Genomic DNA, 18,674 nt, shown 5'->3' with positions numbered 1-18,674 from the left:
ACACCCCTGTTGAGGGTCAAGGAAAAACGGGCTTGCACGAGAAAAATAAGCCTTGCATCACAGAGACTTACGAGACGCGGTCAATGCGACGGGAGGGAACCGGAACGGACCGTTGAAAACCAGGAGCCTGGCGATCACTCTTGAGAAATTACTTGATGATTTCGCGAGCACCCGGCCGGGGCGCGCGAGACACGCGGGGACAATGGTGGGGAAAAGTGGGAGCCGGCCTGTAAGCCGGGTTCTGTCGAGAACGATCATTCATCTGGGACGTCCGTCACCGGACGCCTCGAGCAGCCTACCCGGGTGCGATGCGGGCCACACCATGCACCCCTATTTGGCCTTGCTCCGGACGGGGTTTACCTTGCCACGGACTGTTACCAGCCGTGCGGTGCGCTCTTACCGCACCATTTCACCCTTGCCTGTGCCCGAACGAGCCGGGCCATCGGCGGTATGTTTTCTGCTGCACTTTCCGTCGGCTCGCGCCGCCCAGGTGTTACCTGGCGTCCTGCCCTGCGGAGCCCGGACTTTCCTCCACGCCACACGGACGCAGCGACCGCCCGGCCGACTCCCGCCTCCCTTTTACCCGCGCCCTGCTCCGGATGCAAGGATATCCGGGGCAGTCAGGCGGGATCATCGCCCCCTTCGCGGTCCGCCTGCTGCAGTTCCAGCGCGCGGGCGTAGAGCCGATTGCGCGGCAGCCCGGTGGCGTCCGCCAGCAGGCGCGCGGCCCGCTTGACCGGAAGCTCGGCGACCAGGCCGGCAAGCAGCCGTTCCTGTTCACCCGACAGCGCGTCGCCGTCTTCGTCGACGGCCGGCGCCGGGGCCAGCACCAGCACGAATTCGCCGCGCGTACGCCAGGCATCCGCCTCCAGCCATTCGGGCAGGCGGCCGGCCGGACCGTAATAATGTTCCTCGTATTGCTTGGTCAGCTCGCGCCCGAGGAACACGGAGCGGTCCGGCGCCTGCGCGGCCAGCTCCCGGGCCGCCGCAAGGATGCGATGCGCGGACTCGAACACGATGCCGGTCTGCGGACGCGCCAGCAGTTCGGCCAGGCGCCTTTCGCGCGCGCCCGCGGCGTGCGGCAGGAAGCCGTCAAAACAGAACCGGTCGCACGGCATCCCCGAGACCGCCAGCGCGGCCAGGGGGGCGCTCGGGCCGGGCACCGCGCGCAGGGCATGGCCGGCTTCGCGGGCCCCGCGGACCAGGCGAAACCCGGGGTCCGACACCAGCGGGGTGCCCGCATCCGAGATCAGCGCCACATCTTCGCCCGCGGCCAGCTGTGCGAGCAGCCCCGCGACGCGCTGTTCTTCGTTGTGTTCGTGCAGACTGACCAGCGGCGTGTCGATGCCCAGCGGCGCCAGCAGCGCGCGGCTGTGACGCGTATCCTCCGCCGCGATGCGCGAGACATGCGACAATACATCCCGGGCGCGCTGCCCCAGATCGGCCCGGTTGCCGATCGGGGTGGCCACCACCCACAGGGTTCCGCCCTGCGTTGACACTGTTTCGCGCGCTTCCAATACTGACTCCTTATCGCCAATCCGATGTCTGCCGTGAACCGACTCCCGCTCCCCTTCCGCCCGCTACACCGCTCCGTGCCGGGCCCGGGCCTGACGCGCCCGCTCATGGTACTGCTGGCGGCCGGCCTGATGGCCGCCTGCGCTGCGCCGCAACCGGATCCCGCGCCGACACCGGACCCGGACCCCGAAATCCCGGCCGAGATCGAGCTGGCCCCGGAGCCGCTGGCCGAGCATCGGCTCGAGCGAATCGAGGCGTTGCCGGACGAGCAGGCCGAGCCGCAGGAATTGCGGGCCGCGGTCGACGCGGTGCTGGCACTGGACCCGGTCCCGGAACCGCTGCTGGAACGCGCGGAGGCGGCCTGGAACCGCCTGCCCGACGCGGAGCCACGCCCGCTTGCCGACCGCGTGCGCGGCGGCTGGCTGGCCTGGCACCGTGGGGAGGCCGACCTCGCGGCCGAGCGCCTGGGGGCTGACGATCCGGACGATCCGACACGCACCCCGGAATTCCATCGGCGCGGGATGGAGCTGCATGCCCGGCTGCTGGAACGGGAGCAGCAATGGTATCAGGCCCTGAATGTGCGATTTCGGCTGGATTCGCTGCTGACCCTGGAACCCGATCTGCAGACCGCCAACCATGAGCGGATCTGGGGCCTCATGGCCGCCCTGCGCCCGACCCAGCGGGAACGACTCGGGCGCGAGGACATCGTCGGGGCCGATGGCTGGCACCAACTGTTCCGGGGACTGGGCCGGGCAGACGATGCCGCCGCAGCGGAAACGTTTGCCCGACGCTGGCAGCAAGCCTTCCCCCGGCATCCCGCGAACAGCCATCTCCCGGAGCTGCTCGCGGCGTCGCCCGCCAGCGCGGACCCGGCCGGAGATACGGTGGTCCTGCTGCCAATGTCGGGCAATCTGGCCGACCTGGGGGAGGCGGTTCTCGACGGCATCACCCGGGCGCATTATGCCGACGGCCAGGGGCAGCTGCGGGTGCGCGACACCCGGGGCGATCCACGCCAGGCCGTTGCCCTTTACCGGGATGCAGTCCTCGAAGGTGCCGATCACATTATCGGTCCGCTGCAGCGCGATGCCGTCGCCGCGGTGGCCGACCTCGAGGAGCATCGCCCCGGCGTGCTCCTCAACCGCACCGCCAATGCGCTGCCGCGCGGCGTGAGCGCACTGGCGCTGGATCCCGAGGCCGACGCCCGCGCCGTGGCCGACCGCGCGGCTCGCACCGGCTGGGGCGCCGGCCTCGGTATCATCGCCGAGGGGGCCTTCGGTGATCGCCTGGCGTCCGCATGGTCACTGGCCGCCGAAGAACACGGGGAACCACCGCGGGAGGTGGCGCGGGTGGACACTCGCGCCGGGGACCTCAACGACCGCATCGCCGCCCACGTCGGGATTGATCGCAGTCGCGAGCGCATTGCGTCGGTGTCCCGGCGCCTCGGACTCGGTCTTGAAGGCGACCCGCAGATTCGCGCCGATGTCGGTTACATCTTCGTCGCGGGGAGCGCTGCCGACGTACGCCGCATCGCGCCGCATCTGCATTTCCACCAGGCGTCGCGCCTGCCGATGATGTCCACGCCACACGTCTATCCGGGCCGCCCCGACGCCTCGCGCGACCGCGATCTCAACGGGATCGCCTTCCCGGATGCGCCCGGCCTGTTCACTGAAATCGCCGCGCTGGGGAACACCGGAGCCGAGCCGCTGCGGGAACAATCCGGACTGCCGCGCTTCTATGCCCTCGGCATGGACGCCCGGCGCCTGGCCGTGCGCGCCGATACAAGCTACGCGGCCCCGCATACGACGCTCGTCGGTACCGCCGGCGAGTGGCAACTCAACCCGTTGACCGGTGACTGGCAGCGGACGCCGGCCTGGGCGCGGTTCGTCCGTGGTGAACCCCGGCGGCTGGATGCCGGAACTCCCTCGGACTGATGTTTCGTCCGGGAGAATCCGGCCAGCAGGCCGAACAACGCGCCGCGCGCTATCTCCAGGATCGCGGGCTGCGGCTGGTCGCCAGCAATGTCCGGCGTCCCTGGGGCGAGCTGGATCTGATTCTGCGCGAAGGGGACACCGTGGTCTTCGTCGAGGTCCGCATGCGTAGTAATCAGGACTACGGAGGCGGGCTCGAGAGCGTCGACCGGCGCAAACGCCGCAAACTGGTGCGCATGGCGGAAACCTGGATGCTGGAGGAAGACTGGAACGGCCCGGCTCGCTTCGACGTTGTGGCGCTGGACGGTGATGGCGGCGTGGAATGGATCGTGGACGCGATCCGGGCGGACGACTCATGAGCGATCTGGCGCGCGAGATCGAACGCCTGCTGCCGCCGGAGGACCGCCTGCTGGACCCGGCGGACTGCTGGGCCTATGGCGCCGACAATTCGCGGCTGCACGCCCCGCCCGAAGCCGTGGCGTTCGCCCGCGACAGTCAGACCGTCGTCGAACTCGTCCGCCTGTGCCGGCGCCTCGGGGCGCCGCTGGTGGCGCGCGGCCGGGGCACGGGGACGACCGGTGCAGCGGTTCCCGACCGCGGCGGGCTGGTGCTGTCCCTGGAGCGCATGAACCGCATCGTGGATGTGGATCCCGCGAATCGCTGGCTGGTTGCCGAACCCGGGGTCACCAACGCCGAGATTCAGGCCGCGGCAGGCGAACACGGTTTCTTCTGGCCGCCCGACCCGACCAGCGCCGCGTATTGCACCCTGGGAGGGAATCTCGCCTACAACTCGGCCGGGCCGCACGCGGTGAAGTACGGAACGCCGCGCGACAATACGCTTGGTCTGGAGGCCGTCGCGGGCACCGGGGAATACTTTCGCACCGGCGTACGCACCACCAAGGGTGTGGTCGGCTACGACCTCACCCGCCTGCTGATCGGCTCGGAGGGGACTCTGGGGATCATCACCCAGGCGACCCTCAAGCTGACACCCCGTCCGGAGTGCACCCGCCTGCTGCAGGCGGTCTACCCGAGTATCGATGCGGCGGCCCGGGCAGTCGCAAGACTGATGGCGCGCGCGGAGTCGCCTTCGGCGCTGGAGTTCATGGATCGCTCGGCGATCGGGATGATCCGCGGGTATGGCGGGGTGGAACTGCCGGAAGACGCCGGGGCCATCCTGATGATCGAATCCGACGGTCCCGCGGAGATCATCGAACCCCGGACCGACGGGATCCGCCGGACGGCTGCGGAAGGGGCCCTGAGCGTGGATGTCGCCGACACACCCCAGGCGATGGACCGTCTCTGGCAGGTACGCAAGGCCCTGTCACCGGCGCTGCGGACCATTGCCCCGAAGAAGATCAACGAAGATGTCGTGGTGCCGGTATCGCGGATCCCCGCCCTGATCGGCGGCCTGGAGGAACTGGCCGAGCGGCACGCCATCCGCATCGTCAATTTCGGCCACGCCGGCAACGGCAACATCCACGTGAACCTGCTGGTCAATCCGGACGACCCGGAAGAGATGCAACGGGCCGAAGTGTGTCTGGATGAAGTGTTCCGCCTCGTCCTGTCGCTCGACGGCAGCCTGTCGGGGGAACATGGCGTAGGACTGGTCAAGCGACCGTTCGTGGATCGCGAACTGGATCCGGCCGCACTGACGCTGATGGAAGGGGTGCGGGCGGTGTTCGATCCGGACGGGATCCTCAATCCGGGGAAGGCGCCGCCCGCGCCGTGACGCGCGGCCTTACTTGACCACGGTCAGGGACGGGCCGCCCTTGCGCCGGGGCGCCTCGTCGCCGCCCTCGCCGCCATCACCCGCGTCGTCGCCGTCATCCGGCGGCCCGTCTCCGGGACCGGGGTCCGGATCCGGCCCGGGCTCGCTGCCGAACATCATCCCCTGGCCGTTCTCGCGCGCGTAGATCGCCATCACCGCGGTCTGCGGCACGAAGACATCCATCGGACTGCCGGCGAACCGTGCCGAGAACGACACGTACTCGTCCCCCAGCTCCAGACCCTGCACGGCCGTGGGGCCCACATTCAGGGTGATCTTGCCCTGCTCGACGAAGGCGTCCGGCACGACCGTGCCGTCCACCGTGGCATCCACCAGCAGGTGCGGTGTCATGCCGTTGTCGGTGATCCAGTCCCACAGGGCACGCAGCAGATAGGGGCGGGAAGAAGTCAAAGCCGCAGCTCCCGTTCGGCTTCGGTCAGGCTGATGGAGAAGGATTCGCGCCGGCACACCCGTTCGGCATAGTCCTGGATCGCCTGCGGCAGGCTTTCCAGTTCGATGCCCACGGCCGGCAACCGCCAGATGACCGGGGCGATGGCCGCATCCACGATACTGAACTCGTCACTCAGGAAGTACGGCTTGAGTTCAAAGATCTCGCCGGACGCGATAAAGCTCTCCTTGAGCACCTTGCGGGCCTTGCTGATACCGGAACCCGAAGCCTTCGCGAGGTTGTCCAGTCCCTCGTACCAGTCGCGCTCGACGCGATAGAGCGCCAGACGCGCGGCCGCGCGCGAGACCGGATCCACCGGCATCAGTGGCGGATGCGGGAAGCGCTCGTCGAGATACTCGGTGATGACATGGGTCCCGTACAGGGCCAGATCCCGGTCCACCAGGGTGGGGACCTCGTTGTACGGGTTCAGGTCGGAGAGATCTTCGGGCATGTCGTCGGGCCCGAGATTGACCACGTCCACCGCGATGTCCTTCTCGGCGAGGATGATGCGCACCCGGTGACAGCGCACGCAGTCGTGTGCAGAAAACAGCGTCATAACGGAACGGCGGTTGGCGACCAGCGCCATGGCATTCTCCCTAGCCCGGCATGGGGTTCCGCCGGGTCGACGGTACAGGATGCCGGCGCACCCCGGTCTTCCGGGGCACGCCGACTACGGCTCGTCCCGCCTAGTGTACGTCCTTCCAGTATTCCTTTTTCAAGAAGTACGCCAGCACGGTAAAGAAGGCGAGGAAGATCATCACGAAGACCCCGATCCGCTGGCGCTCCAGCTGCACGGGTTCGCCGATGTACGACAGATAGGTAACGATGTCGCGCACCGCTCGATCGTATTCGGTCGGACTCATGCTGCCGCTCTCGACCAGTTCCAGGCGTTCGTTGCCATCCTCGTCCTCGACCAGCTCCTGCCAGCCCTGCTTGTGCCACAGGACATGCGGCATGCCGACATTACTGAAGATGGTGTTGTTGGCGCCCAGCGGACGGGACTCGTCACGGTAGAACGACTTGAGGAAGGTATACAGCCAGTCCTCGCCGTGGATGCGGGCGGTCAGGGTCAGATCCGGCGGGACAACGCCGAAGGCCTCTTCGGCATAGTCGTCTTCCATGGCGATCTCCATCAGCGAACCGACACCTACCGGCTCACCCTCTTCGTCGGTGACGAAGATGAAGTGCTCTTCCATGTGCTCTTCGGTCAGGCCGATGCCCTTGCCGACCCGGTTGTAACGCTCGTACTTGGTCGAGTGGCATCCCATGCAGTTGTCCGCGAACAGGCGGGCACCCCGCTGCAGCGCGTTCTGGTTGGAGATGTCCACGTTGGCCGACATCAGTTCGCTGGCGCCGGCGGTACCCGCCGGCCCCATGAACAGGGCCGCGAGGCCCACGAAGGTTGCAGCAATCAGCTTTTTCATCACGAAGTCACCCTTTGCGGAACGGCACGGTCACGGCCCAGACCACGTGCGAACACGGGGGCCACCATGGTCACGAACAGATAAACGGTCGGGATGAGCCAGCCCCACATGATCAGGGAGGCCTCGTCCGGATCGAAGCGGACCACGTCGTAGAACGTGTAGATCGCGACCAGCACCAGGAACGCCAGGATGCTGAAGCCGGCCGAACGCTCCCGCGACAGGAACCACAGCAGGAAGAAGAACAGGAAATAGACCTGAGCGAAGCGCAGGCTCATGTCGCTGACCGCGGTGGTGGCCTGCTGCAGGCCCAGCCAGCCGAGGATCACGAACGCAACCACGAACACCGCCAGGTTGAACTTGGCCGCGAACGAGCGATAGCGCATCGACTTGACGGGGTTGCGGTCCAGCCAGGGGATGACGAACAGGATCACCACCGCGGCCCCCATGGCCACCACGCCCAGGAACGGATCCGGCACGGAGCGCAGCACCGAGTACATCGAGGTGAAGTACCAGACCGGCGGGATCAGGTCAGGGGTCACCAGCGGATCGGACGGGATGAAGTTGTCCGGCTTCAGGAAGTAGCCGCCACCCTCGGGGGCGAAGAACACGATGGCAAAGAAGACGATCAGGAACACGCCCACGCCCACGATGTCCTTCACCGTGTAGTACGGGTGGAACCGGATGCCGTCCTTCGGAATGCCGTTCTCGTCCTTGTGGGCCTTGATCTCGACGCCGTCGGGGTTGTTCGAACCCACCTCGTGCAGCGCGATGATGTGCGCGGCCACCAACAGGATCAGCACCAGCGGCAGGGCCACCACGTGCAGGGCGAAGAACCGGTTCAGCGTGGCATCCGAGAGCAGGAAGTCACCGCGAATCCAGGTCACCAGCTCCGGCCCGATGTACGGGATGGTCTGGAACAGGTTCACGATCACCTGCGCGCCCCAGTAGGACATCTGGCCCCACGGCAGCAGATAGCCGGCGAAGGCCTCGGCCATCAGCACGACGTAGATCAGCATGCCGAAGATCCAGATCAGCTCGCGCGGCTTCTTGTAGGAGCCGTACAGGAGCGCCCGGAACATGTGCAGATAGACCACGACGAAGAACATCGAGGCGCCGGTGGAATGCATGTAGCGGATGAGCCAGCCCCATTCCACGTCACGCATGATGTACTCGACGGACGAGAAGGCGAGCTCCGCGTCCGGCTTGTAGAACATGGTCAGGAAGATGCCGGTGACGATCTGGATGACCAGCACCAGCAGGGCCAGCGAGCCGAAGAAATACCAGAAGTTGAAGTTCTTCGGCGCGTAATACTTGGCCAGGTGGTCGTTCCACATCTGGGACAGGGGGAAGCGTGCATCCACCCAGCCCAGGAAGCCGCCCTGGATCTTTTCGTCCGGATTACTGGCCATCAGACGGTCCCTCCTTCTTCGTCGTCTTCGCCAACCAGGATCACGTCGTCCGTGAGATACTTGTACGGCGGGATCACGAGATTGGTGGCCGCCGGCATGTTGGAGTAGACGCGTCCGGCCAGGTCGAAGCGGGAACCGTGGCAACCGCACAGCCAGCCGCCCTGCCAGGCGGCCCCCATCTCGGGATCACCGATTTCCGGACGATAGGTCGGCGAGCATCCCAGATGGGTGCAGATGCCGATCACGACGAGGAATTCGGGATCGATCGAACGGTGTTCGTTCTGGGCGTAAGGAGGCTGCTGCTCCTCGACTTCGGAGTTCGGGTCGCGCAGACGGTCCGTGATCTTGGACAGCCCTTCGATCATCTCGTCCGTGCGCCGGACCACCCAGATGGGCTGGCCGCGCCACTCGACGGAGATGCGCTGGCCCGGTTCGATCTCGCCGAGGGCGACCTCGACCGGAGCCCCGGCCGCCTGGGCGCGCGCACTCGGCTGCAGGGACGCCAGCATCGGTGCGGCGACTGCAGCCACACCGGCCCCGCCCACGACCGAAGTCGCGGCGACGAGGAACCGGCGACGGCCTCGATTTACGCCTTGGTTTGCCATGTTTGTCTCTCCAAACAACGTGTTGAAAGCGTGATGCGAGGATGCACCCGCCGGGCGCAGCCTGCTCGAAGGAGCCTTGTGGCTCTCTTGTTCGGACCCGACGGGCGGGCAGGAAAATCGTAATAGAATTCCCGAACACGCTAATAAGGTCAAGTACGACGCGGATCGTCGCGGCGTCGCAGGATCCGGGGCGTCCGCCGGCAGCAGACGGCTGCGGCCCGCGGCGCAGGGTATCAGGCCGGGTTGTCGAGATCGAGGAATTCGTGGGTCAGGTCGAACGTCCGCGCGCACCATTCGCCCAGCGCCCGCGGTCCGCCCCGCTCCGTCGCGTGGTGGCCGGCGGCCAGGTAGTGCACGCCCAGCTCGCGCGCCTCGTGCGTGGTCTGTTCGGAGATCTCGCCGCTGATGTAGGCATCGGCGCCCAGCTCGGCGGCGCGGGGCAGCAACGACTGGGCGCCCCCGCTGCACCAGGCCACCCGGCGCACGGGGTGTTCGCCGGCGGTGACCAGCAGGGGCTCGCGTCCGAGGGCGGTGGCGATGCGGCTGGCAAGCCCCGGGGCCGAGAGCGGCTCGTCCGGCGCGCCGACCAGGCCCACGCCGTCGTCACGCAGCGTACCGTCGGCTATCAGCCCCAGGTCGCGTGCCAGGGAGGCGTTGTTGCCCACCTCCGGATGGGCATCCAGGGGCAGATGGTAGGCGACGAGGTTCATTCCGCTCTCCAGCAGGCGACGGATCCGCCGCTGCTTCATGCCGGTGATGACCTGCGGCTCGCCTTTCCAGAAATAGCCGTGATGCACCAGCAGGAGATCGGCGCCGCGCTCGGCGGCGGCCTCGATGGTGGCAGCGGAGGCGGTCACGGCACTGACCACGTGGCGTACCTCGGCGCGGCCCTCGACCTGCAGGCCATTGGGACAGTAATCGGTAAACCGGGCAGGCTCGAGTTGGGCGTCGAGGCCCGCAAGCAGCTCGTCACGATGCATGGGAGGGACTCCGGTTCCGGCCGGGCCGACGACCCGGGCAAGGGGTTGGGACTGGGGGTGTCAGGATCACATGATCCGCGCGGGCAGGCGTGCACATGGACCCGTGTTTCCTTAAGGAAACACGGGTCCATGTGCACGTTCGCGCTCGAGACGCTTTTGCGTGCGAACAAGGCGCGGCGACCGCCGTGCAGTCATTCTGCACAAGGAAGCCGCAACGCCGTGCGCGCGCAAAAGCGGCCGAGCCACTTCGGGGTTGGCGCCCCGGGTTCCCCGATCCTGCGTTGCGCCGCTTGCGGGTAAGAACCACTACCCGCTGCACGACGCGCCTTGTCTCGGAAAACCCGGGGCACCAACGCGCACGTGCACATGGACCAGTGTTTCCTTAAGCTGCCCCATATGGTGAATTTTTCTCGCTTCTTCCTGCAAGCTGCGGCGACCGGCGTCCTGATCGCGGTGGCGATCGCGGTGTTCTTCCCGGACTGGCTCGGTACCGGCGAGGACGGCACGACCGTGGACCGGGTGGCAACGCCGGCCGAGGATGCCACAGCCGCGCCCGCTTCCTATGCGCCGGCCGTGGAACGCTCGGCCCCGGCCGTGGTGAACATCATGGCCTCGCGCACCGTGGAGCCGGACCCGGGCATGCTGCTGGAGGAATTCTTCGGCCGCCGGGTCCCGCCGCCCGGCGAACGCGAGGAGTCCAGCCTGGGTTCGGGCGTGATCATGACCGGGCAGGGGCACATACTGACCAACCATCACGTGATCGAAGAAGCCGAGGCGATCGCGGTGGTCCTGCCCGATGATCGGGCGCTGCCCGCGGAGATCATCGGGATCGATCCGGACACCGACCTGGCGGTGCTGCGGGTGGAGACCGACGAGCCGCCGGTCGCCCCCCTGGGCCGGTCCAGCGATCTGCGGGTGGGCGATGTGGTCCTCGCCATCGGCAATCCGTTCGGGGTGGGCCAGACCGTCACCCAGGGCATCGTGTCGGCCACCGGCCGCAACCGCCTGGGCATCAACACCTTCGAGGATTTCATCCAGACCGACGCCGCCATCAACCCCGGCAATTCGGGCGGGGCGCTGATCAATGCGCACGGCGAGCTGGTGGGGATCAACACCGCGATCTTTTCCCGCTCCGGCGGTTCCCACGGGATCGGCTTTGCCATCCCGGCGGATCTGGCCCGTGACGTGATGACCCAGATCATCGAACAGGGCTATGTAACGCGCGGCTGGCTGGGGATCGAAGTCCAGTCCCTGAGCCCGGACCTCGCCCGCTCGTTCGGTATCGACGATGCCCTGGGGGTGCTGGTCGCCGGTGTGCTGCGCGAAGGACCCGCCGCAAAGGCCGGCATCGAGCCCGGGGACGTGATTACTCACCTCAACGGTGACCGGGTGGAATCCCCGCGCGATGCCCTCGACATCATCGCCCGCACGGCGCCGGGCGAATCACTGGACATCCGCATCGAGCGCGCCGGCGACCGCCACGATCTGGCAGCAGAAGTCGCCCAGCGCCCCATCTGACGCCGGCGCCACCCTCTCCCGCGTGCCACGGCCTCGGGGCCTCAGCTCGGCGCCAGCGTGGCCTCCAGCGCCTCGAGAAAACGGTCGTTGTCCTCCGGGCGGCCCACGGTCACCCGCAGGTGATCGGCCAGCAGCGGATGCGCGCGACCCACGTCCTTGATCAGCACCCCGCGCTCGCGCAGCCCGGCGAACACCGCCGGCCCCTGCCCTTCGTGCACGCGGAACAGCACGAAATTCGCCTGCGAGGGCACCACCGAAGTGACCCCGCCCAGCGCCTCCAGGGCCTGCAGCAGACGCTCGCGCTCGGCCACGATCGCCCGCGCCTGACCATCCAGCACATCGCGGTGATCGAGGGCAAAGCGGACGCTACGCTGCGTCAGGGTGTTGATATTGTAGGGCAGACGCAGCCGGTCCAGCGCATCGATCCAGGCAGGCTCCGCCGCCAGATAACCCAGCCGGGTACCCGCCAGGCCGAGCTTGGATACCGTCCGCATCACCAGCAGCCCCGCGGTACTCCCGGCCCGGGGCATGAAGCTGTGACCCGCGAACGGCGCGTAGGCCTCGTCCACCACGGTGATGCCGGGATTGGCTTCGATCACCGCCTGCACCGTCGCGGGGTCTTCCAGTCGGCCGGTCGGATTGTTGGGGTGGGCCAGGAACACGATCGCCGGCTGCTCCTCGCGGATCGCCGCCAGCAGGGCCTCCAGGTCCAGGGAAAAGTCGGGCCGCAGGGACACGCCGCGGAAGGGTACACCCAGCGCGCGCGCCAGCACGCCGTACATCACGAATCCGGGCTCGGGCGCGATCACCGGCCGCCCGCTGCCGGCCACTGCCTGGATCAGAATCTGGATCAGCTCGTCGGAGCCGTTGCCGAACATCAGCCCGGCGCCCTCGGGCACCGCCTCAACCGCACGCACGCGCGCCGCCAGGTCGCGCGCCGCGGCATCCGGGTAGCGATTGAGCTCGGGCTCGCTCAGGGCTTCCAGCCAGGCGGCCTCCAGCTCGCCCGGCCAGGGCCACGGATTTTCCATCGCGTCCAGCTTGAGCAGCCCCGTGGCATCCGCCACCGCGTAGGCCGGCTGCGCCAGAACCTCCGGGCGCATCAGGTCTTCCGGCCGGTCGTGGCGGCTCACGCTCACGATTCCCGCCGCAGTTCCGCGGAGCGTGCGTGCGCGGTCAGCCCCTCGCCATGGGCCAGCTCCGCAGCGGTGCGACCCAGCCGCGCCGCGCCTTCGGGCGAACACTGAATGATGCTGGAGCGTTTCTGGAAGTCGTAGACCCCCAGCGGGGACGAGAAACGGGCGGTGCGCGAAGTCGGCAGGACGTGGTTGGGCCCGGCGCAGTAGTCGCCCAGGGCCTCGGAGGTGTGCCGGCCCATGAACACCGCGCCGGCGTGCCGCAGTCCGGCGTCCAGCGCCGCCTGCGGGTCGGCCAGCGACAGCTCCAGGTGTTCGGGGGCGACCCGGTTGGCCACCGCAACGGCATCGTCCAGGTCGCGCGCGGCGATCAGCGCGCCGCGGTCCTGCAGACTCGTGCGAATGATGTCGGCCCGCGGCATGTCCGCCAGCAGGCGGTCCATCGCCTCGTTCACCCGATCGAGAAAGGCATGGTCCCAGGACACCAGGATCGCCTGGGCCTGTTCGTCGTGCTCCGCCTGCGAGAACAGGTCGGCCGCGATCCACTCGGGGTCGGTCTCGCCGTCGCAGACCACCAGGATCTCCGACGGACCGGCGATCATGTCGATCCCCACGGTGCCGAAGACCTCGCGCTTGGCCGCGGCGACGAAGATGTTGCCGGGGCCGACGATCTTGTCCACCGCCGGGATGGTGGCGGTTCCGAACGCGAGCGCCCCGACGGCCTGGGCACCGCCCACGGTGAACACCCGGTCCACCCCGGCGACCGCAGCAGCCGCCAGGACCAGATCATTCAGCTCGCCGTCCGGCGCCGGCACCACCATGATCAGCTGCTCGACCCCCGCGACCCGCGCCGGCACCGCATTCATCAGCACCGAGGACGGGTAGGCGGCCTTGCCGCCCGGCACATACAGCCCTACCGAGTCCAGCGGGGTCACCCGCTGCCCCAGCACCGTGCCGTCGGCGTCGGTGAACTGCCAGTCCTGCATCGACTGGTGTCGGGCGTATTCGCCGATGCGTTCGGCGGCCGTCTCCAGCGCCTCGCGCTGCGCCGCGGGTATCGCCTCCAGCGCCGCCTGCAGGCGTTGCTGCGGGACTTCCAGCCCGGCGACCGAGTCGCGCTCCAGGCGGTCGAAGCGCTCGGTGTAGCGCAGCACCGCGGCGTCCCCCTCGGCCTTCACCGCGTCGAGGATCTCGCGCACCGCGTCGCGCACCCCGGCCTCCTCGCCCGACTCCCAGGCGAGCAGGCGCTCCAGCTCGGTTGCGAATCCGGTGTCCCGCGTGTCGAGTCGCTTGATCGAAGGCATGGCGTGTCCTCGTGCCCGGGCGTCAGGCCGGGGTGTTGTGCTTGCGGCGCGCGCGCACGGCTTCCGCCAGCCCGCGCAGGGTGGCCTCGGAGTCATCCCAGCCCATGCAGGCGTCGGTAATGCTCTGGCCGTAGTTCAGCGGCTGCCCCGGGAGGATATCCTGGCGCCCGCCGAGGAGATGGCTTTCCAGCATCACCCCGATGATCCGCCGATCCCCCCCGGCGATCTGCTCGCCCAGCACCCGCGCGACCTCCATCTGCTGCGCCGGGTCCTTGCGCGAGTTGGCATGGCTGCAGTCCACCATCACCTGTTCGGGCAGCTCGGCCATCTGCAGCTCCCGGCACGCCTGGTCGATGCTCTCGGCATCGTAGTTGGGCTGTTTGCCACCGCGCAGGATGATGTGACAGTCGTCGTTGCCGGTGGTGGAGAAGATCGCCGAGCGCCCGGCCTTGGTCACCGACAGGAAGTGGTGCGGCCGCGACGCCGAACGGATCGCGTCGATCGCCACCCGCAGACTGCCGTCGGTGGAGTTCTTGAAGCCCACCGGGCACGACAACCCGGAGGCCAGCTCGCGATGCACCTGGCTCTCGGTGGTGCGGGCGCCGATCGCGCCCCAGGCGACCAGGTCGGCAATGTACTGCGGGCTGATCAGGTCGAGGTACTCGGTGGCCGCCGGCATGCCCTTGACCGCCAGATCGCGCAGCAGTCCGCGTGCCACGCGCAGCCCCTTGTTGATGTGGAAGCTGCCGTCCAGATCCGGATCGTTGATCAGGCCCTTCCACCCCACCGTGGTACGCGGTTTCTCGAAATACACCCGCATCACGATGTTCAGCGCATCGGAGAGTTCATCACGCAGGGGCTTGAGGCGGTCGGCATAGTCCAGCGCGGCATCCACGTCGTGGATCGAGCAGGGGCCCACGATCACCTGCAGGCGGTCGTCCTCGCCATGCAGGATCCGATGGCAGGCCTGGCGGGCCTCGTACACCGTGTCGGATGCCGCATCGGTGATCGGCAGTTCGTCGCGCACGGTGTCCGGGGCGGACACCTCCTGGATGTCACGGATCCTGAGGTCGTCGGTATCGGCGGTCATGGCAGTCTCGGTTACGTCGTCGCGGGCGTCACGGCCTCGCGCAGGTTCTCAATGAGATTTTGAATCAGTCCATGTCTCATCTTCATGGCTGCCTGATTCACGATCAACCGGGAACTGATGGGGGTAATCTCCTCCAGCGGCTCCAGGCCGTTGGCGCGCAGCGTATTGCCGGTATCCACCAGATCCACGATGTAGTCGGCCAGCCCCACCAGCGGCGCGAGTTCCATCGAGCCATACAGCTTGACGATCTCCACCTGGCGCCCCTGGCTGGCGAAATAATTACGCGTGATGTTCACGAACTTGGTCGCGATCCGCAGGCGCGTGCCCGGGTCCGGCTGCTGCCCCGGGTGGCCCGCCAGCATCATGCGGCAGCGGGCGATGCCCAGATCAAGCGGTTCGTACAGCCCGGCGGCCCCGTGCTCCATCAGCACGTCCTTGCCGGCCACTCCCACCGCGGCGGCACCGTGCTGCACGTAGGTCGGCACGTCGGTGGTCCGCACCACCACGATCTTCACGTCCTCGCGAGTGGTGTCGAGGATCAGCTTGCGTGTCCTGTCCGGATCTTCCAGCGGCTCGATCCCCGCCTGTGCCAGCAGCGGCAGGGTGTCCTCGAGGATGCGGCCCTTGGACAGGGCAATGGTCAGGGTATTGGCGTCCATCATGTCAGGCAGGCTCCCGGCGAATCGTTGCGCCGATCTGGCTCAGTTTTTCCTCGATGCATTCATAACCGCGATCGATATGGTAGATGCGCTCCACGGCGGTCTCCCCCTCGGCGACCAGACCGGCGAGGATCAGGCTGGCCGAGGCGCGCAGGTCGGTGGCCATCACCGGCGCACCGACCAGCTGTTCCACACCCTCGACGATCGCGGTGTTCCCCTCGATGGTGATCCGGGCGCCCATGCGCTGCAGTTCCAGCGCATGCATGAAGCGGTTCTCGAACACCGTCTCCACCACCGAACCGGTTCCCTCGGCGACCGTGTTCATCGCCATCATCTGCGCCTGCATGTCGGTCGGAAACGCGGGAAACGGCGCGGTCCGCAGATTCACCGCCCGCGGGCGACGCCCCCGCATGTCCAGATCGATCCAGTCCGGACCGGTCTCCACCCGGGCGCCCGCTTCGTCCAGCTTGGCCAGCACCGCATCGAGCAGCTCCGGCCGGGTGTTGCGGGTGCACACATGCCCCCGGGTCATCGCGGCTCCGACCAGGAAGGTCCCGGTCTCGATGCGATCGGGCATCACGTCGTAATCGCAGCCATGCAGGCGCTCCACGCCCTCGACCCGGATGGTGTCGGTCCCGGCGCCGCGGATCCTGGCCCCCATCGCGGTCAGGCAGTCGGCCAGGTCCACCACCTCCGGCTCGCGGGCGGCGTTTTCGATCAGGGTCTCGCCCTCGGCCAGGGTCGCCGCCATCAGCAGGTTCTCGGTGCCGGTGACGGTGACCTGGTCGAACACCACCCGCGCGCCCTGCAGCCGCCCGGCCCGCGCATGGATGTAGCCACCATCGACGTCGATCTCGGCGCCCAGCGCCTCCAGCCCGCGCAGATGCAGATTCACCGGCCGCGAACCGATCGCGCAGCCCCCGGGCAGGGACACCTCGGCCTCGCCGAAGCGCGCCAGCAGCGGCCCCAGCACCAGGATGGACGCGCGCATGGTCTTGACCAGATCGTAGGGCGCAACGCACTGGGTCAGGGTGGCGGGATCCACCTCGATGCGCATGCGCTCGTTCACCGTGAGGCTCACGCCCATGCGCCCCAGCAGTTCCATGGTGGTGGTCACGTCCTGCAGGTGCGGTACGTTGCCGATCACCATGGGGCTGTCGGCCAGCAGCGTCGCCGACAGGATGGGGAGTACCGCATTCTTGGCGCCGGAGACCCAGACCTGACCGTCCAGGGGCTCGCCGCCGGTGATGATGAGCTTGTCCATGTATTGCCCGGTTCGCACGCCGGGCCAGGAGCGGACCGGCAAAACCCGCAATGATAACGAAACTGCGTCGCCGGCGCGCGGCGCCCCGCCCCGGGCCGGTCAGTGGCAGCCGGGCGGATCCGCCGCCTTCGCCGCGGATTCACTGATCACGCCCCGCAGGTCGTACAGTTCCAGCAGGGGCGCCAGCCGTGCGGGCACCGGCTCGAACACCAGGAAATGCCCCCGGTGCCGGGCCTGGCGCCACAGGGTCACCAGAAACGCCAGACCGGCACTGTCGATGCGCCCGGTGTCGTCCAGCGCCACCCGGGCATGTTCGGGCAGGCCCTGCCACAGCGGTCGCACCTGGCGTTCCAGTCCCGGCACGGTCACGAAGGTCAGATGACCGCGCAGCACCAGGCCCGCGTCATCGGCGGTGATCCGGGCGTCGCTCACCGGTCCTCCGCGGCGCCGGTCTCCTCGGCCACGTCGTCCACCGCCTCCTCGATCAGCTCCTCGTCGCCATCCTCCAGGCGCACGATCAGCTCCTCGAGCCCGTTACTGGAGATCTCGTCACCGAAGCGGCTGCGGAAATTGCCCACGAACGACAGCCCCTCGGCCTCCACGTCGAACACCTTCCACTCGCCATTGACCGGACGCAGGCGGTAATTGACCTGCAGATTGGACTGCCCGGACCCCATCACGATCTCGCTGGCCACCACCGCCATGCGGTCGTCCTCGCGCGAGCGCCGTTCGATGATGCGCACTTCCTTGTCCAGGTGATCCGCCAGCTGCACCCCGTAGACCTGCAGCAGGGTCGTGGTGAAGGCCTCGGTGAAGCGGCTGCGCTGCTCGTCGGACGCATCGCGCCAGTGGCGCGCCAGTACCAGCCGTGCCATGCCGTCCATGTCGACATGCGGCAGCACCCGCTCGCGCAGCACCTCGATCACGAACTCGGGCTCTTCCTGCGCGCGCTCCTCGTTCTCGCGCAGGACCTCGTACACCTCGTTCACCGAGCGCTCCATCATCTGCACCGGGCTTTCGGCCTGAGCGGCCGGGGCCAGCGTCGCCAGCAGCAGGGCCGCCGCGGCCAGCCATGCCGGCGCGGTACGCGGGGAACGAACGAAATTCGGCAACAAACGCATGGCACACTCCCTCGGGGTTGGGTGGCCGGGATGACTCAGTCATCCCCCATGTTGGTCATGAACCGACCGATCAGGTTCTCGAGGACCACGGCCGACTGGGTGAACAGGATCCGGTCACCGTCCTGCAGGGTATCGTAGTCGCCACCCGGCTCCAGCGCGACGTACTGCTCGCCCAGCAGGCCCGCAGTATGAATGCTCGCCTGGGTATCCGCCGGCAGGTAGTCGTGTTCCGAACGAATCGCCAGGGTTACCTTCGCCTCGAAGGCCTCGGGGTCGTAGCGGATGTCGGCCACGCGGCCGACCCGCACCCCGGAGATGTTGACCGGCGCGCGCACCTTCAGCCCGCCCACGTTGGAGAAGTAGGCGGTTACCTCGTAGGTGTCGCCGTCGCGGTATTCGGTGATGTTGCTGACCTGCACCGCCAGATAGAACAGCGCCGCCACGCCCAGGAGCACGAACACCCCGACGGCCAGCTCGACGAAACGCATCTTCATGATTGCTTCTCCAC

The 18,674-nt window shown here is 67.9% G+C and carries 19 protein-coding genes and 1 other RNA gene; 4 read left to right on the top strand and 16 right to left on the bottom strand.

Features of this window, described 5'->3' with window-relative positions:
- Nucleotides 1-214 precede the first annotated feature (214 nt).
- Nucleotides 215-569, bottom strand: an RNA gene (gene rnpB / locus F790_RS14010) — RNase P RNA component class A.
- 51 nt (nucleotides 570-620) lie between these two features.
- The gene (gene rsmI / locus F790_RS0105420; protein WP_019591043.1) at nucleotides 621-1,517 is read right to left on the bottom strand and encodes a 16S rRNA (cytidine(1402)-2'-O)-methyltransferase; all 897 of its coding nucleotides are present in this window, start codon (nucleotides 1,515-1,517) and stop codon (nucleotides 621-623) included.
- Between the two features lie 105 nt (nucleotides 1,518-1,622).
- Here rsmI and F790_RS0105415 point away from each other — a divergent pair, with 105 nt between their 5' ends.
- From F790_RS0105415 to F790_RS0105405, 3 genes are read left to right on the top strand one after another with little or no spacing between them, the layout of a single operon-like run.
- Complete coding sequence (locus tag F790_RS0105415; RefSeq protein WP_019591042.1) at nucleotides 1,623-3,446, top strand: penicillin-binding protein activator; 1,824 nt, start codon at nucleotides 1,623-1,625, stop codon at nucleotides 3,444-3,446.
- Entirely contained in the window at nucleotides 3,446-3,802 is a 357-nt protein-coding gene (locus tag F790_RS0105410) for a YraN family protein (RefSeq protein ID WP_019570421.1), read from the top strand. Before F790_RS0105415 ends, F790_RS0105410 begins: the two co-directional genes overlap by 1 nt.
- The gene (locus F790_RS0105405; protein ID WP_019591041.1) at nucleotides 3,799-5,172 is read left to right on the top strand and encodes an FAD-binding oxidoreductase; all 1,374 of its coding nucleotides are present in this window, start codon (nucleotides 3,799-3,801) and stop codon (nucleotides 5,170-5,172) included. Before F790_RS0105410 ends, F790_RS0105405 begins: the two co-directional genes overlap by 4 nt.
- 9 nt (nucleotides 5,173-5,181) lie before the next feature.
- Here F790_RS0105405 and F790_RS0105400 read toward each other — a convergent pair whose 3' ends face one another.
- The 6 genes from F790_RS0105400 to F790_RS0105375 form a co-directional block, all read right to left on the bottom strand.
- The gene (locus F790_RS0105400; RefSeq protein WP_018869860.1) at nucleotides 5,182-5,619 is read right to left on the bottom strand and encodes a ClpXP protease specificity-enhancing factor; all 438 of its coding nucleotides are present in this window, start codon (nucleotides 5,617-5,619) and stop codon (nucleotides 5,182-5,184) included.
- Nucleotides 5,616-6,242 carry a glutathione S-transferase N-terminal domain-containing protein gene (locus F790_RS0105395; RefSeq protein ID WP_019021441.1) on the bottom strand — a complete coding sequence of 209 codons (627 nt, stop codon included), beginning with the start codon at nucleotides 6,240-6,242 and terminating at the stop codon, nucleotides 5,616-5,618. The genes F790_RS0105400 and F790_RS0105395 overlap by 4 nt, the downstream gene beginning before the upstream one ends.
- A 100-nt stretch (nucleotides 6,243-6,342) precedes the next feature.
- Nucleotides 6,343-7,080, bottom strand: coding sequence for a cytochrome c1 (locus tag F790_RS0105390; protein WP_018869858.1), 738 nt, complete (start codon nucleotides 7,078-7,080; stop codon nucleotides 6,343-6,345).
- Complete coding sequence (locus F790_RS0105385; RefSeq protein ID WP_019589130.1) at nucleotides 7,080-8,489, bottom strand: cytochrome bc complex cytochrome b subunit; 1,410 nt, start codon at nucleotides 8,487-8,489, stop codon at nucleotides 7,080-7,082. The genes F790_RS0105390 and F790_RS0105385 overlap by 1 nt, the downstream gene beginning before the upstream one ends.
- Nucleotides 8,489-9,094: a ubiquinol-cytochrome c reductase iron-sulfur subunit gene (gene petA, locus F790_RS0105380; protein WP_026300780.1), complete on the bottom strand. Its 606-nt coding sequence runs from the start codon at nucleotides 9,092-9,094 to the stop codon at nucleotides 8,489-8,491. Before petA ends, F790_RS0105385 begins: the two co-directional genes overlap by 1 nt.
- Nucleotides 9,095-9,327: 233 nt before the next feature.
- Nucleotides 9,328-10,074, bottom strand: coding sequence for a Nif3-like dinuclear metal center hexameric protein (locus F790_RS0105375; RefSeq protein WP_019591040.1), 747 nt, complete (start codon nucleotides 10,072-10,074; stop codon nucleotides 9,328-9,330).
- 396 nt (nucleotides 10,075-10,470) lie between these two features.
- Here F790_RS0105375 and F790_RS0105370 point away from each other — a divergent pair, with 396 nt between their 5' ends.
- On the top strand, nucleotides 10,471-11,592 hold the full coding sequence (locus tag F790_RS0105370) for a trypsin-like peptidase domain-containing protein (RefSeq protein ID WP_019591039.1): 1,122 nt from the start codon (nucleotides 10,471-10,473) through the stop codon (nucleotides 11,590-11,592).
- A gap of 41 nt (nucleotides 11,593-11,633) precedes the next feature.
- On the opposite strand, the gene hisC is transcribed toward F790_RS0105370, so the two are convergent.
- The 8 genes from hisC to mlaD form a co-directional block, all read right to left on the bottom strand.
- Nucleotides 11,634-12,695 (bottom strand): histidinol-phosphate transaminase, encoded by a 1,062-nt coding sequence (gene hisC, locus F790_RS0105365; protein ID WP_232199248.1) that lies wholly within the window; start codon nucleotides 12,693-12,695, stop codon nucleotides 11,634-11,636.
- A gap of 32 nt (nucleotides 12,696-12,727) precedes the next feature.
- A complete protein-coding gene (gene hisD, locus F790_RS0105360) occupies nucleotides 12,728-14,032 on the bottom strand; it encodes a histidinol dehydrogenase (RefSeq protein ID WP_019021447.1) in 1,305 nt (434 codons plus the stop codon).
- Nucleotides 14,033-14,054: 22 nt separating this feature from the next.
- The gene (locus F790_RS0105355; RefSeq protein ID WP_018869851.1) at nucleotides 14,055-15,122 is read right to left on the bottom strand and encodes a 3-deoxy-7-phosphoheptulonate synthase; all 1,068 of its coding nucleotides are present in this window, start codon (nucleotides 15,120-15,122) and stop codon (nucleotides 14,055-14,057) included.
- A gap of 11 nt (nucleotides 15,123-15,133) precedes the next feature.
- A complete protein-coding gene (gene hisG / locus F790_RS0105350) occupies nucleotides 15,134-15,784 on the bottom strand; it encodes an ATP phosphoribosyltransferase (protein ID WP_018869850.1) in 651 nt (216 codons plus the stop codon).
- Between the two features lies 1 nt (nucleotide 15,785).
- On the bottom strand, nucleotides 15,786-17,045 hold the full coding sequence (gene murA / locus F790_RS0105345) for a UDP-N-acetylglucosamine 1-carboxyvinyltransferase (protein ID WP_019021448.1): 1,260 nt from the start codon (nucleotides 17,043-17,045) through the stop codon (nucleotides 15,786-15,788).
- A gap of 99 nt (nucleotides 17,046-17,144) precedes the next feature.
- Nucleotides 17,145-17,477 carry a lipid asymmetry maintenance protein MlaB gene (locus F790_RS0105340; RefSeq protein ID WP_018869848.1) on the bottom strand — a complete coding sequence of 111 codons (333 nt, stop codon included), beginning with the start codon at nucleotides 17,475-17,477 and terminating at the stop codon, nucleotides 17,145-17,147.
- Nucleotides 17,474-18,166 carry a phospholipid-binding protein MlaC gene (locus F790_RS0105335; protein ID WP_019591037.1) on the bottom strand — a complete coding sequence of 231 codons (693 nt, stop codon included), beginning with the start codon at nucleotides 18,164-18,166 and terminating at the stop codon, nucleotides 17,474-17,476. The genes F790_RS0105340 and F790_RS0105335 overlap by 4 nt, the downstream gene beginning before the upstream one ends.
- Before the next feature lie 35 nt (nucleotides 18,167-18,201).
- Nucleotides 18,202-18,660 carry an outer membrane lipid asymmetry maintenance protein MlaD gene (mlaD, locus tag F790_RS0105330; RefSeq protein WP_018869846.1) on the bottom strand — a complete coding sequence of 153 codons (459 nt, stop codon included), beginning with the start codon at nucleotides 18,658-18,660 and terminating at the stop codon, nucleotides 18,202-18,204.
- Between the last annotated feature and the right edge of the window lie 14 nt (nucleotides 18,661-18,674).

Source organism: Thioalkalivibrio sp. ALE20 (assembly GCF_000381405.1).
Taxonomy (GTDB): Bacteria; Pseudomonadota; Gammaproteobacteria; order Ectothiorhodospirales; family Ectothiorhodospiraceae; genus Thioalkalivibrio.
This window is presented reverse-complemented; position numbering and strand designations above follow the sequence as displayed.